8 protein-coding genes and 1 pseudogene are annotated in these 15,156 nt (G+C 48.3%); 3 read left to right on the top strand and 6 right to left on the bottom strand.

Annotation, left to right across the window (positions count from 1 at the left end; translation table 11 throughout):
* From MHB37_RS01390 to MHB37_RS01380, 3 genes and pseudogenes are all read right to left on the bottom strand, one after another.
* The gene (locus MHB37_RS01390) at positions 1–951 is read right to left on the bottom strand and encodes an ABC transporter permease (RefSeq protein ID WP_076127007.1); all 951 of its coding nucleotides are present in this window, start codon (positions 949–951) and stop codon (positions 1–3) included.
* 69 nt (positions 952–1,020) lie between these two features.
* On the bottom strand, positions 1,021–2,637 hold the full coding sequence (locus tag MHB37_RS01385; protein WP_076127005.1) for an ABC transporter substrate-binding protein: 1,617 nt from the start codon (positions 2,635–2,637) through the stop codon (positions 1,021–1,023).
* Positions 2,638–2,719: 82 nt separating this feature from the next.
* Positions 2,720–2,833, bottom strand: a pseudogene (locus MHB37_RS01380) (peptidylprolyl isomerase); the annotation flags it as partial.
* A gap of 435 nt (positions 2,834–3,268) precedes the next feature.
* On the opposite strand from MHB37_RS01380, the gene MHB37_RS01375 reads away from it, so the two are divergent.
* Entirely contained in the window at positions 3,269–4,846 is a 1,578-nt protein-coding gene (locus MHB37_RS01375) for a glycosyltransferase family 2 protein (RefSeq protein WP_405168866.1), read from the top strand.
* 56 nt (positions 4,847–4,902) lie between these two features.
* Here MHB37_RS01375 and clpB read toward each other — a convergent pair whose 3' ends face one another.
* The 3 genes from clpB to MHB37_RS01360 form a co-directional block, all read right to left on the bottom strand.
* The gene (clpB, locus tag MHB37_RS01370) at positions 4,903–7,557 is read right to left on the bottom strand and encodes an ATP-dependent chaperone ClpB (protein WP_405168865.1); all 2,655 of its coding nucleotides are present in this window, start codon (positions 7,555–7,557) and stop codon (positions 4,903–4,905) included.
* Positions 7,558–8,386: 829 nt separating this feature from the next.
* On the bottom strand, positions 8,387–9,385 hold the full coding sequence (locus MHB37_RS01365) for a DnaJ C-terminal domain-containing protein (protein ID WP_405168864.1): 999 nt from the start codon (positions 9,383–9,385) through the stop codon (positions 8,387–8,389).
* A 175-nt stretch (positions 9,386–9,560) separates the two neighbouring features.
* On the bottom strand, positions 9,561–10,034 hold the full coding sequence (locus MHB37_RS01360) for an Hsp20/alpha crystallin family protein (RefSeq protein ID WP_076186194.1): 474 nt from the start codon (positions 10,032–10,034) through the stop codon (positions 9,561–9,563).
* Positions 10,035–10,443: 409 nt separating this feature from the next.
* Here MHB37_RS01360 and MHB37_RS01355 point away from each other — a divergent pair, with 409 nt between their 5' ends.
* Positions 10,444–12,090 carry an SWIM zinc finger family protein gene (locus MHB37_RS01355; protein ID WP_341165164.1) on the top strand — a complete coding sequence of 549 codons (1,647 nt, stop codon included), beginning with the start codon at positions 10,444–10,446 and terminating at the stop codon, positions 12,088–12,090.
* Positions 12,087–15,107 (top strand): DEAD/DEAH box helicase, encoded by a 3,021-nt coding sequence (locus MHB37_RS01350; RefSeq protein ID WP_076307980.1) that lies wholly within the window; start codon positions 12,087–12,089, stop codon positions 15,105–15,107. Before MHB37_RS01355 ends, MHB37_RS01350 begins: the two co-directional genes overlap by 4 nt.
* Positions 15,108–15,156: the final 49 nt, after the last annotated feature.

Genomic DNA, 15,156 nt, shown 5'->3' with positions numbered 1-15,156 from the left:
TCACCTCGTTAATTTAATTCGTGGGTCCACGAAGCTATATAGAATATCCGCGACCAGATTGCCGATGATCAGCATTAAAGAAGAGAACAAAGTTATTCCCATAATTACGGGATAATCCATCCCTTTAACCGCAGTCATCCCTAAAGAGCCAATACCCGGCCATGAAAATACCGTCTCCGTTACAATTGCACCCGCCACCAGATCACCCATCGACATCCCGAGCAATGTAATTACTGGCAACAGTACATGCTTAAGCACGTGACGGAACAGAATCGTTGTCTTGCTGGATCCAAAAGCATATTGAATCTGCACATATTCTTCTTTTAGCTGTCCAATCGTACTAGAGCGGATGTATCGTACGTAACCGGCCAGAAATCCAAACGCCAATACGGCGCAAGGCAAAATACCATGCTTCAATACATCAACCGCTGATTCCACACCAATGGTTCGCATCCCCATTATAGGCAGCAGGTGCAGCTTAATTGCGAATAAGTACATAAGTAAGATGGCCAGCCAAAATAAAGGCACTGAAATTCCGATATAGGATAAAAAATTAATTACTTTATCCACCCAGCGGTTCCGGTTAGCTCCAGCAAGCAGACCCATCGGGATCGCCAACAGAACGGCTAAGCCGATTGCACTGCCCATCAAACCTGCTGTTGCAGGTAAACGTTCTAGAATTTGCTCCAATACAGGCTGATGATTCACAAGGGAATAACCGAAGTTGCCCTGCAGTACTTCTTTGATCCATATAAAATATTGAATGTAGGCTGGCTTATCCAGCCCAAGGTTATGCCGGATGCGCTCAATATCATCCGCGTGCATATTCGGCGTAACGAAGGATAGTACCGGATCCCCCGGAGCCAGCTTAATCATCGCAAAGCACACAACCGAGACAAAAAACAGCATCGGCAGGGTTTGCAGTAATCTTCGGACGATAAGTTGTCTCATACGTATATTCTCCCAGTTCTATATCGGTAAAAAAATAAGCTGGATTGACCAGCTTATTTTTTCCCGTTCTTATTTAAGGTAGATTTTCGATAAATCTTCAAAAATAACGACAGGCTTCAAGACTGCTTCTTCTAGACCGCCGTAGTTCTTGGAGACAGCTACAATAGTCTTAGTATTAGCAATTGGATAAATCGGTGCATCGTCAGCAATGATCTCTTGGATCTTCTTATAGATCTCACCACGTTTAGTTACATCTGCTTCTCCTGCACCATCATTGAACAACTTATCGACTTCAGCATTATTATAATGCGAGTAGTTAGAGTCTGCAGTAGAAGTATACAAAATTCTGTAAGCATCAGGATCGTAACCCATAATATAACCTGCAATCGCAAGTTCAAAATCTGTTGAATTCATATCACTGAATTTCTGACCATATGCCGAGGCATCCATATTTTGCAGTTCAACTTCAGCGCCAATGGCCTTTAGCTTTTGCTGCACGTATAGTGAAATGGCTTCCTGAGCTTTATTACCGCTCGATACAATCAATCTCAATTTCAGATCGCTAACCCCTGCCGATTGCAGAAGCTCTTTGGCTTTTTCTACATCATTATCAAAAGAAGGTACGTCATTAGTATAGAACAATGCATCCGGAGTCAAAAAGGACTTCGCCGGGTCTGCATACTCATTAGAAGTATAAGCAGCCTGAATGATTTCATCACGATTTAGGGCTAAAGACAAGGCTTGACGAACTTCTTTTTTAGCAAGAGCACCTCTATCACTGTTTGCATTGAACAACAGGTAGGACAATCGGCCTTCACTATAAGGCAGGATTTCGAAATTGTTCGAAGCCTCAATCGTTCCAACATCCTGTGGATCTAGATACTTAATGTTGATCTCACCATTCTGAAGTGCGAGATTCGCAGCATTCGTATCTTTAGCAATCCGGTACGTTATAGAATCAAGATGTGGTTTGCCGCCAAAGTAGTTATCAAATCTCTCGAGTGTAACATATTCGCCTGCTTTGTATTCTTTAAATTTAAATGGGCCAGATCCAACCGGAGCAGCATTCTTGGTGCTTTTCTCTAGATCCGTCTCATTCTCAAAAATATGCTTTGGAATCGGAAATACTTGCACTAGTGTAGCTTCAAAAGCTGGGCTGACCTGCGGAAGCTTGAACTCTACAGTCAGATCATCCACCTTAACTGCCTTAACGGGTTTATCACCGATGAATAAGTTCGCTCTCAGCATGCTGTTTTGCTTCTCATCGAGGATGCTATCAATCGTGAACACGACATCGTCAGCTGTAAGCTTTTCTCCGTCATGCCAAGTTAGTCCACTTTTCAGTTTCAATGTATAAGTCAGGTTATCTTCGGAAAGTGTCAGGCTGTCTGCCAAGTAGAAGGTCTTCTCTCCGTTATTCACTTGGAACAATGGCGCGTAGAGCGCTTGGTCAATCGTCAGACTAACACGATCACCTGCATAGTTCGGATTTAGAATGACAGGATCTGCAGCGACCCCAATAATTAAGTTGCCGCCATCTTTTGGTTCAGTGCTTGCTGTCGATCCTTCAGTAGCCGTAGGCGTCTGATTTGTATTTGTGGAAGCGGCGTTATTTCCCCCGGAGCACGCGCTAATCAAAAATGTTAACAAAACCAAAGTAATAACTCCAGATAATCCTCTACGCATAAGTTTCTCCCCCGTGTCTATATTGTCTTTGTTTGTTTTTATATTGTATATCGGGATACTAGGAATTACAATGGATAGCATTTCACATTAATGTAATATTGAGGGAACTGATAATTTCCACCTTTTTCATGACATCCCCACGCCTTAAAGTATCCACAGGGTCCATACCTGAAATGACTCTTCCGAATACAGTATGCCAAGGGTCGCAATAATCAAACTCTGTTCAGCCACCAATATGAGCTTCAGTCTTAGCTGTCTCTTCCGGTGCAATCAATTTCCTCAGCATCCTCATTCAGCAGAGGTCGGTATTCACCCTTTCCATCATCCCAGAACACATCCGCACGAGGATTCATGGCCAGTAACAGATTGATTAACTACTGAACTTTTAGTGGTGATTTATCCATAGTCTCATTCCTGTGCTCATCTGGCTGCATTCTTATCTAATTATCCGGTAATTGTACAGCAGATTCATCAAAATTAATATATCTAAAAAGTTCAATTTATCCAACTCTCATTTCTCATTTACTATAAGAACTTTGCGAAATAAGGATTATTACTCTCTCACTGTAAATATATTGAGAACATACCTATACCTCTCGGAAGAAAGGGAGAGTCCCCCAAGGAGGCCGCAATGAATAAGACACGCGTATTAATCGGCAGCCCGATCCATCAAAAGCCCAATGTATTACGGGAATTTCTGAATTCCCTGCTGCGCTTGAATATCGAGCAAATCGAACTGGATTTCCATCTGATTGATGACAATGATGATGAGGAATCCAGCCTGCTGCTCCAGGAATTTAAAAGCAAGGGCGAGCATATTTTTATTCAAAGCTCCGGCTTTAACGATGCGTACATTCGCAATGATACGACTCACTATTGGAATTCTGATTTAGTCTGGAAAGTCGCCAACTTCAAAAACCTCATGATAAACCGAGCGCAAACCCTGAACTACGACTACCTATTCCTGATCGACTCAGACCTCATCCTCCACCCCGATACGCTAAGTCATCTAATAGGGACGAACAAAGATATTATTTCAGAGGTATTTTGGACACAGTGGCAGCCAGATACCATGTTTCAGCCGCAGGTCTGGATGCATGACGAATATAATCAGTGGGAGATACTTCCCGGCGAAAAACTGCAACCCGAGGAGATCAACCGCAGATTTCATGAATTCATAGCCAAACTCCGCAATCCTGGAATCTATGAAGTGGGGGGTCTCGGCGCTTGTACATTGATTAGCCAGCATGCGATAAAAGCCGGGGTGAGCTACAATCAGATCCGGAACATTTCATACTGGGGCGAGGATCGCCATTTCTGCATTCGTGCCGCGGCCCTTGGCATTCCGCTATTTGTTGACACCCATTATCCTGCCCTTCATTTGTACAGAGATAGTGATTTGAACAAGGTTGAAGATTTCATCAGAGAAACAACAGGGGTAAAAGCTGAATCGGCACCCACACCCATCGAGGAAAATTCCAATGAGGCTGCAGCTGCTCCTATAATCAAAAAGCGTCCAAAGCTAACCCTTACCATGGTTGTAAAAAATGAAAGCGGGCGCTTCCTGCGACAGGTTCTGGAGGAACACCGCAAATATATCGATGAGGCTGTCATTATTGATGACGGCAGCACCGACAATACAGCAGCTGTCTGTCTGGAAGCACTTGACGGCATTCCCGTTCATCTCGTGCATAATACCGAATCCAAGTTCAGCAATGAAATTGAGCTGCGAAAACAGCAGTGGGAGGAAGTCCTAAAGACAAATCCCGAGTGGATTCTGAGTCTGGACGCGGATGAGATCTTTGAAGCCAGCTTTGCAGAAAATATAGATTCCTTGCTGTATGCAGATGGGGTCGATCTGTTCTGCTTCCGCCTTTACGATTTATGGAACGCGAACCATTACAGGGAGGATACCTACTGGCGCTCTCATCTGAACTATCGCCCTTTTTTGCTTCGCTATAAAGAAGACTTCAACTATGTATGGAATGAATCCCCACAGCACTGTGGGCGGTTCCCGGAAAATATCTTTGAGCTGTCTCATCAGCTAAGCAACCTGCGGCTCAAGCATCTCGGTTGGTCCAAAGCCGAGTTCCGGCTGGAAAAATATCTGCGTTATATGCTCCTCGACCCCGACGGCAAATACGGCTGGAAAGAGCAGTATATGTCGATTTTGGATGAACAGCCTCATCTAATCCCTTGGGTGGAGTGAGGCTTACAATAAAAAAGACGTCCACAAAGCCGTTACGGTTTTGTGGACGCCTTTTTTTATTCAGAACTCAATTCAGAACTCTGTGGCCCATCGACTTCTGGCTTCAGAATGGTTACCGTCAGCCCGTTGCCGGATTCATCCACCTGAATAACTGATCCCTCTGCGGCTTCACCAGCAATAATCGCACGCGCCACACGTGTCTCCAAGCTGCGCTGGATGAATCTTTTCAACGGTCTTGCTCCATACACAGGATCAAAACCTTCCTTAGCGATAAAACGCACCGCCGATTCAGTTAATGCCAGCCCGATTTCCCGTTCTGCGAGACGTAGACGCAATCCATCCACCAGTTTGTCCACAATTTTCTCGATCTCACCCAGTGTCAGCGGCTTGAACATTACAATGTCATCCACCCGGTTCAGGAACTCTGGACGGAAATGACCACTCAGTTCCTTCATCACTCTATCCTTGGCAGCTTCCGTGAGCTGACCGTTTTCATCGGTGCCTTGAATCAGATGAGGTGAACCGATATTGGAAGTCATAATGATGATTGTATTCTTGAAGTCAACGATTCGGCCTTGTGAATCAGTCAGCCGTCCATCATCAAGCAGCTGCAACAGAATGTTAAACACATCGGGATGCGCCTTCTCCACTTCATCGAGCAGCACTACAGTATAAGGCTGACGCCGCACAGCTTCCGTGAGCTGCCCGCCTTCCTCATATCCAACATATCCTGGAGGTGCGCCGACTAGGCGGGAAACACTATGCTTTTCCATATACTCCGACATATCTATACGGATCATGCCATCTTCGCGGTCAAAAAGAGATACCGCAAGCGACTTAGCCAGCTCAGTCTTCCCTACACCCGTCGGGCCAAGGAACAGGAATGAACCAATCGGGCGATTCGGATCTTTGATTCCCGCTCTTGCCCGAAGCACGGCATCGGCCACCAAGCTGACAGCTTCGTCTTGGCCCACTACCCGTTCATGCAGCGTATCCTCCAGACGCAGGAGCTTATCCCGCTCACCTTCTACCAGTCGGCTAACCGGAACGCCGGTCCAGCGGGAGACAATATCTGCAATTTCCTCTTCAGTAACAGCCTCACGTAGCAATCTTGTATCCTGGTCTTGCTGTGCCGCTTCTTCCGCTGTTTTCAGCTGACGCTCCAGATCAGGAATAATGCCGTAGCTCAGTTCGGCTGACTTATTAAGATCATATTCCTCCTGTGCATCGACCAGATCCTTACGTGCTTGCTCCAGCCGTTTTTTGAGGTCGCGAATCCCTTGGATGGCCGACTTCTCTTTCTCCCAGCGCGCCGTCATTCCTAGCTGCTTCTCCTTCAGGTCAGCGAGCTCGCGCTGCAATATTTCGAGACGTCGTTTGCTGGCGTCATCGGTTTCTTTTTTTAGCGCTGCTTCTTCAATCTCCATCTGCATCAGGCGGCGGGTCACTTCATCCATCTCACCCGGCATAGAGTCTATCTCTGTGCGGATCATGGCGCAAGCCTCGTCCACTAGGTCAATCGCCTTATCCGGTAAAAATCGATCCGTAATATAACGATTGGACAATACCCCTGCGGCTACCAGTGCGCTGTCATGGATTTTGACCCCGTGGTGAACTTCAAACCGCTCCTTCAGACCACGCAAAATGGAGATCGTATCCTCTACATCGGGTTCGCTCACGAGCACCTGTTGGAAACGGCGCTCCAGCGCAGGGTCCTTCTCTATATATTTGCGATATTCATCGAGCGTTGTGGCACCGATACAGTGTAGCTCACCCCGGGCCAACATCGGCTTCAGCATATTGCCCGCATCCATCGAGCCTTCGGTTTTACCTGCGCCCACAATCGTATGCAGCTCATCAATAAAAAGAATAATGCGGCCGTTACTTTCGCGAACCTCCCTCAATACCGCCTGCAGACGTTCTTCGAATTCACCACGGAACTTCGCACCTGCCACAAGTGAACTCATATCCAGTGAAAAAATCGTCTTATCCTTCAGCCCCTCTGGTACGTCTTTGCGCACGATCCGGTGGGCCAAGCCTTCCACAATGGCTGTTTTCCCTACACCTGGTTCACCGATCAGCACAGGGTTATTTTTCGTTTTACGGGACAAAATCCGGATTACCCGGCGGATCTCGCCATCACGACCAATGACTGGATCAATCTTGCCCGCGCGAACCTCTGCTACAAGATCACGGCCGTATTTCTCCAGCACCTCATAAGTAGCTTCTGGCTCCCGGCTGGTTACCCGCTGATGTCCACGAATCTCAGCAAGCACCGACATCAGCTTCTCACGGGTCAGCCCACGGCGGACAAAAAGATCCCTTAGCTCACGATTCTCCCCGCTCGAATCCGACACCATGGCCAGCACCGCATGCTCCACAGAAACAAACTCATCCTGCATCTTCGCCGCTTCCTTCTCCGCCTGCTCCAGCAGATGAATCAGCGATTGCGAGGCGTAACGCCGTACCGTGCTTGCTCCTGACCCGCTGATGCTCGGCTTGCGTTGAAGCAGTTCATCTGTGCTGCGCATCAGCTCAGCCACAGGGATATTCATCTTTTGCAGCAATCTTGGCAGCAATCCTTCTTGCTGCTGAAGCAACGCTTTTAACAGATGGAGATTATCGATCTCCTGATGACCGCTGTCTGATGCCAGCGACTGCGCCGCAGCTACTGCTTCCTGCAGCTTTTGAGTTAATTTATTGAAATCCATAGCTCTCTCACCTTTCTATTTAAGAGTGATTATATTAAATCGGCCTTTTTGGCCGGGGATAGGTTAATTTAGTGGGATTTATCCCGCTTATTTCGAGTAACTAGCTGGTTTGCACTCATTCTGCGGGATTTTTACCGTTCTTTTCGAGTAAATAACTGGTTTGCGCTCATTCTACGGGATTTTTGCCCTCTTTTCGAGTAACTAGCTGGTTTGCACTCATTCTGCGGGATTTTTACCGTTCTTTTCGACCTACGAGCCCCATTCGGCACTTTCGAAGACACTTTTGCTTCTCTTTTCGCACATCGAGCCTCATTCAGCGCTTTCTAAGGCACTTTTGCTTCTCTTTTCGACCAACGATCTCCATCCGGCACTTTCTAAGGCACTTTTGCTTCTCTTTTCGCACATCGAGCCTCATTCAGCGCATTCTAAGGCACTTTTGCTTCTCTTTTCGACCATCGTGCCCAATTCGGCGCTTTCTAAGGCACTTTTGCTTCTTTTTTCGCACATCGAGCCTATTTCGGCGCTTTCTAAGGTATTTTTGCCTTTCTTTTCGCCCAACGAGCCCCATTCAGCGCTTTCTAAGGCACTTTTGCTTCTCTTTTCGACCATCGATCCCAGTTTGGCACTCTCGAAGGCACTTTCGAAAGCACTTTTGGCACTCTTTTCCCACCATAGTTCCGACTTTCACCGTTTGAGCGAAACGTTCATTTATAGTTAGTGGCTAAATAAGTTACTGTTCTGCAACTAGCATTCAAATCACCTTATTCACCAACCAGAGTTGATCACAAACGAGTGAAATCACCTCACCTCTACCTCTTCTACCTATCTATTAATTACCCACTTTCGCCTTCTGCCGCTGGGTGCCAGTGCTTTGACGTTTAGCTCTGGCTTCGAAAGGGCTGGAGTCTGCCAGCTTTCGGTAGAGATTTTTCTCCGCTTCGCTGATAGGTTCAGGGATAACAATCTCAATTCCAAATAAAATATCGCCGTTCGCACCATTCTCACGTTTTAAGCCCTTGCCGGGGATACGTAGCGTTTTGCCGCTCTGAATTCCTGCTGGAATCTTCAATTTCACGGCGCCGCCCCCCGGTAATGGAACCTTCACTTCTCCACCCAATACCGCTTGCCAAGGAGCGATTTCAACCATGCCATATAAGTCGCCATCGCGAATCTCATAAATATCATGAGGAAGAATATGAAGTGCCAGCAGCACGTCGCCACCCGGAGTGTTTCCCGCGGTTTTAATAATTGTACCCTCATAGGATCTAGGCGGAATGTTAACATCCACCGTTTTGTCGCTGACCTGTACTCTTACAGTGGCGCCCTTATAAGCCTGCTCCAAGGTAATATCCAGCTGCGCCTGCATGGTACTACGGGCCTCGCCCCACGGATTGCCATTCGCACGCCCCGTTCCACTTCCCGAGAAAAAATCAAAGCCAGCCCGATCCGTCGAGCCCCGATTCCCAAAAAACATCCCGAATAAATCTTCCTCCGAAATACCAGAACCTCCTGTTGAATAAGTCCCACCGTTCCAGCTTTCACTTCCACCAAAGTTTGAATCCCAAGAGGAGGCTCCACTCGCCGCCCCTCCACTAGCTCTGCCACGTTGAGCTCCATAAAGCAGCTCTTCATCATAGAGTTTCCGTTTATCCTCATTACCAAGCACTTCATAGGCTTCAGCTGCTTCTTTGAATTTCGCCTCTGCCTCCGGGGCTTTGTTAACATCAGGATGCCACTTCTTGGCAAGCTTCTGATAAGCCTTTTTAATTTCTTGTTTAGTAGCTTTTTTGCTCACGCCCAAAGCATCATAATAGCTTTTACTAGCCACTCGCGCTTCCTCCTTTCCATCCCTATTCTCATGTTGACCACCATTGCACTCCGAGAAAAGACGCACCATAGCCGGAATCCTCCACTACAATGCGCCTTCTATTCATAACACTATATTAAAAGCCCGCTGCCATCTCTAAAAGACTGAGCGGAAGTTCATTCCGCTTAATTTATGCTTATTCAGACTGCGAACCCGTAGAATTAGAATCTCCGTCTTGAATCTCGATGCGTTTACCTTGCATTTTTTGCCGTTTGGGAACTTCCAGCTTCAGCACTCCATCTTTCAAAGACGCGCGAATTTCTTCCTCGGCAATATCTTGAACATAGAATCTGCGCACATATTCACCATATCGGCGTTCTCTGCGTACAATCTGATGTTCCTTGTTCTCCTCGGCATTTTCTTCCTTACGTACAGCTTTAATCGTCAAATAAGGACTGGCATAATCAATGTCGATTTCTTCTTTTTTCAAACCAGGAAGTTCAGCTTCAATCAGGTAAGCCTGCTCACTCTCACGAATATCTGTTCTGAAGGACATCGTGGAGCTCTTAATCGGTGCAAAAAAATCATCATTAAAAACATCATTCAAGGACTTAGCCAGCACACCAAAAGCATCATCTCTACGTTTACCAAAAGGAACCATATCAAACATTATCCATTCTCCTCTCATTGACTTTGACTTTATTTGACCTATGACCTTATTATAGTCCCCTACCCGAGGAATAACAAAACCGATTTAAGCCGATTATCGCTCAAATTCAGGCGAATTAGCTGATTTTCCACAACAAAATTAGTTCTTTTTATTTATTTGACCAATTTTGACCTTTGTTTGATCTTTCGTAAATGACACCTATATAATCATGATCCAACTTGCAGTACGATTATTATATGTTCAGACCTTCCGTTCAATACAAGCCATTAGCTTCTAATCATCTTCACGCCAGCTTTTAAACAGAGTTTTCTTACGATCTATCAAAATTTAACGATTTAAAGATGAAGCCAGCAGAAGTGATATAATGAAAGACAACTAAAGACCATTTTCGTTACAGGAGACCAATTGTATGCAACCAACCTATCCTATGGATGATACGCAGTGGAGTAAGCTCATCCAAAATGTCGCCTATTATTTCGATGATCTTACCCTCAAGCGGGGGTTCCAATATTATAAACAAAATCGAGTGCAGCCGTTTACTATGACGGAGCCTCGTAAGATTAACGCTCTAGTTGAAGGTAGAGAGGATTACCGCGTCACCATTGATCTCGACGGCTTCACCAATTGTCATTGTAATTGTCCAGTATCAGGTCATTGCAAGCATATGGCTGCTGTGCTGCTGAATTATGCCGAACAGCAGAATAGATCTGTACAAGTTCTAGCTAACGCTAAAGCTGCTTCCTTTTTGCCCAAAATATCAAGTACAGCAACAAGTACTTCTATTGGAGCCGATGCAACTCGTCAGCAGCAAATGAAAGAGATGGCTAACCACATCGCTAGCGGGAAAATAACGGAGTGGCGGGAGTATTTTGAATTCTGTGTCTCCCCTCTAGCCCATACCACCCGAAATCCTGAATATGTGAGTCGGGCCTTGTCTGCAATTAATAAATTCAAACCAAAAATGCTTCCGGAAACGGAGAAGCTGTTCACTCTGCATGCTCATCTTTATCTGTTGGAAAAGCTCGCTAAGCCTTCCACGCAATCCGTCGGTCAGGCCGCTTACGCCCCTTCTCTTGGTTATTACACACAGGTAGCAGTCTCAGAGCTACAGGAAGTAATCACAGGTCTTTTAAAAAAGACACTTCCGCTGTCCCCCGAGCAAGAGCAGGATCTATGGCCATACGTCATCGATACTTTATCTTATCTACGGCGCGAGATGTTGACGGAGTCGCGGGATCGCTCACGGGATCAACCCTCTTTTTCTCTTAGCTATGATCTGCTGTGGAGAAACTGGATTTATCCGAATACAGGTGGAACTAAGCTTTACCTGAATGAAATCGAACAGCTGCAGCAAGCAGAAGGTGAATTAGGCGCTTCCCTGTCACAACATGCTTGGCTGTTAGCTCAGAGCCGCATGTATTACTATCTGATGGATGACCAGAAGGCTTGGGACTTACTGAATAAGGCTGCCGAGCGCCCGGGTCTCCATCCCGATGAGCTCATGAGCTTCACCTCTCCGCTGCTGGATGCAGGGGACTGGTCCCGGTTGGTGGGTTGGCTTGTTCAGATCGGTCCACTGCTGAGCAGCAGACTCTATAATCTCAATAGCTATTCAACCAGTTGGGAAGAAGCTGTTCGCCACCTGCCTGAAGCTGAGCTGCAAATGTGGGACACACTAGCCACCATGTTACCTATCTCTGGCGAAGTCTATGAAGAGAAGCTAATCACCTATGAGAAATGGCAGACCTGGATGGATTATCAGCTGTCCATCGGTAAACAGCCCTCCGAATTTCGTGTCAAAGACCTCCAACCGGTGGAAAAGAATGCACCTGAGGTTCTGCTGCCCTTTTACCATCAGGCCGCCGAAAGATTCGTGCTGGATAAGAACAGACATAGCTACAAAGCGGCTGTGAAATTATTGAAACGATTATCCAAGCTGTATAAAAAGCTGAAACAAGAAGAACGCTGGGAAGATTTCCTCACTGCCTTCGCCATTAGGCATAGCAGGCTCCGTGCGCTGCAAGAGGAGCTTCGGAAAGGAAAGCTAATACCATGAACATGCATTTACGCACGCTAACCATCCGGCTTGCATTAAGCCAGTATGGCGATGCTTTAATATTTGGAATGAATGAGCGCGAAGATCTCGTGCCGGGCTTGCAGCTTAAGCAGCGGCTTTTCGCCTGGCATGAGGCGTCTTTTTATGGTACGGAGTTAACCGTGCAGCCAGCTGGCGAAGGCGTGGAGCTAGTGATTCTTCCTGCTGAGCAGGTCATCCCCTTCTTTGCCGAGCAGAAGCTTTTGGCGCATATCGAATGGAGCTGGGAGGGCGATGCCGCCCACCTCACAGAACTGGCGCCACTTCTGGCTATATGTCTGGAGCACAAACAGTATATTCCCGACATCTCCGCCTACCGCGCCGGGAGGCTGCAATGGACTTGGGACGAGGGGGCTCTTGCGCAGGTGGCAGTGGACAGTGACACTGCTAAGGGAGCCCTTGAGGCGCTAAATGGCGGCAGCGAATTTAGCCGTGGATTACGTGCGGCGTTCTCTGCCGCCGTATCGCAGCGCTATTACAGCACGGAGGCCGAGGCCGGCGACCTCCGCAGCGAATTCCCGCTTCTCTTCGATAGAAGCGGAGCACTTGCAGCGGGCATGGATACCGCTGCGTGGCTTATCGCCATTGGCTGGAAGGCGGACACCGCGCCTTTCCGGCCCGCTCTACAGCTGCTGGAGCCCGATGAGGATGAATCCTATTGGCGGCTGCAGCTGATCCTTCAGGACAAGCGCGATGAATCCGCGCTTGTTCCCATCAGGCTCGCCGATAACGGCGAGCCGTACGGCTTGTGGCCGGCCGCGTGGTCGGCTCACGTGCATGAACGGGCCGCGGGATGGCTGGAGCGCCTCCGCGGCAGTCTGCCGCCCGAGCGCTTCGCGGCGGGCGGCGATGTGCTGGCCGAACCGCTGAGCGATGCCATCGCCTGGCGGTTCTTGACGGCCGAGAGCCAGCGGCTGCTGGAAGCTGGCTGGCAAGTGCTGCTGCCGGCGTGGTGGGAAGCCGCCAGCCGGAAAAAGCCGCGCCTGCGAGCGAAGATCAGCTCCGGCGAAGACAAACGCAGCGGCGGCGAGTCGCTGTTCGGTCTCGATTCGATCATCGATTTCGATTGGCGAATCTCCATCGGCGATGCGGATCTCACTGAAGCCGAATTTGCCGAGCTGGTCGCAAGAGGGGAACGGCTCGTCCGCTTCAAGGGCAAATGGGTCTCACTCGATCCGGCTCTGCTGGCGCAAATCCAAAGAGCCATGGCGGGAATGGACAAGTCGCAAGGCTTGTCCTTCCAAGACGTGCTTCAGCTCCACTTACTAGGAGCTGGTGAAGAGGCAGACGCTGAAGCTACGGAAGAGCAGCTGCAAGAAGATGCCGCGCGTCTGCGTCTGGAGGTAGAGCTGAACGAGCATTTGATCAGCCTTATCGGTCAGCTGGGCCAGCGCTCAGAATGGCCTAAGCCGCCCGTACCCACAGGCCTTAAGGCGGAGCTGCGCACCTATCAGCATGAAGGATTCGCTTGGCTGACCTTTCTGCGCCGCTTTGGGCTGGGGGCCTGTCTAGCCGATGATATGGGACTAGGCAAAACAGTACAGCTCATCGCCTATCTGCTACACATCCAAGAAAACACGGATGCAAGCTCAGCCCGGCGGCAGACCGACCCACCAGGCTGGCCTTCATTGATCATCTGCCCGACCTCTGTGTTAGGCAATTGGCAGAAGGAGCTGCAACGCTTCGCGCCTTCGTTGAATGTTATGCTTCATTACGGAAGCCGCCGTCTGGACGCGGGATTCTTCTATGGCGCAGCTTCGCAAGCCGATGTGGTACTGACCTCTTATGCGACTGCTGCGCTTGACCAAGAGCTGCTGAAGGAATTCACTTGGGCGACGATCTGCCTGGATGAAGCTCAAAATATCAAAAATGCCCAAACCAAACAATCCGCAGCTGTACGTAGTTTTCCAGCTCTTCACCGGGTCGCCTTAACAGGGACGCCGATAGAGAACAGATTATCCGAGCTGTGGTCCATTTATGATTTTATAACCCCAGGTTATCTGGGCAGCGCCAAGTCTTTTAATGACCGATTCACGAATGCTATTGAGAAGGAACGCGACGCGAAACGTACAGCGGACCTACAAAATCTAGTAAAACCCTTCATGCTGCGCCGCAAGAAAAAAGACCCTAATATACAGCTCGATCTACCTGATAAAAATGAAATGAAAACCTATGTTCATCTGACAGCCGAACAAGCGGCGCTTTACGATCAAACCGTAAACGGACTGTTGGAACGGATGAAGAAGCTGGAAGGCATTGAGCGCAAAGGGGCAATTCTCGGGGCTCTGACCGGGCTTAAGCAGCTATGCGATCACCCGATGCTTGTGACAAAAGAAGCTATCCCTGAACTTGATACGGACAATAAACTGGATACCAGCTTTCTTATTAACCGTTCCTCCAAACTGGAAAGACTGCTGGACATGGTTAAGGAGCTGCGCGCGGAAGACGAGCGCTGCCTGATTTTTACTCAATATGTGGGTATGGGAAAAATGCTTCAGGCGGTTCTCCAGCAGGAGCTGGGCGAACCCGTCCTTTATTTGAACGGAAGTACCTCCAAACAGGCGCGCGACCGCATGATCGAGCGGTTTCAGACACCAGCCCCTTCGGCGGAAGATGGGTCTACACGCCCAGACACATCGCCGTCTGATCAGCCGAATGTATTCATCCTTTCACTCAAAGCTGGGGGAGTTGGCCTGAACTTAACTGCAGCCAATCACGTATTCCACTTCGACCGCTGGTGGAATCCAGCGGTGGAGAATCAAGCAACTGACCGCGCTTACCGCATGGGCCAGACTCGTGATGTGCAGGTGCATAAATTCATCGCCCTGGGCACACTCGAAGAACGGATTGATGAGATGCTGGAGAATAAACAGCAGCTCAGCGATAATGTGATCTCCAGCTCGGAAGGCTGGATTACCGAGCTGTCCACAGAGGCTCTGAAAGATCTCTTCACCTTGCGTCGTGACTTAAATGACTAGCAAAAAGGAACATTCGCGTAAATGCGAATGTTCCTTTTTCACAAGAATA

The organism is Paenibacillus sp. FSL H3-0286, assembly GCF_045040705.1.
Classification (GTDB): domain Bacteria; phylum Bacillota; class Bacilli; order Paenibacillales; family Paenibacillaceae; genus Paenibacillus_AQ; species Paenibacillus_AQ odorifer.
This window is presented reverse-complemented; position numbering and strand designations above follow the sequence as displayed.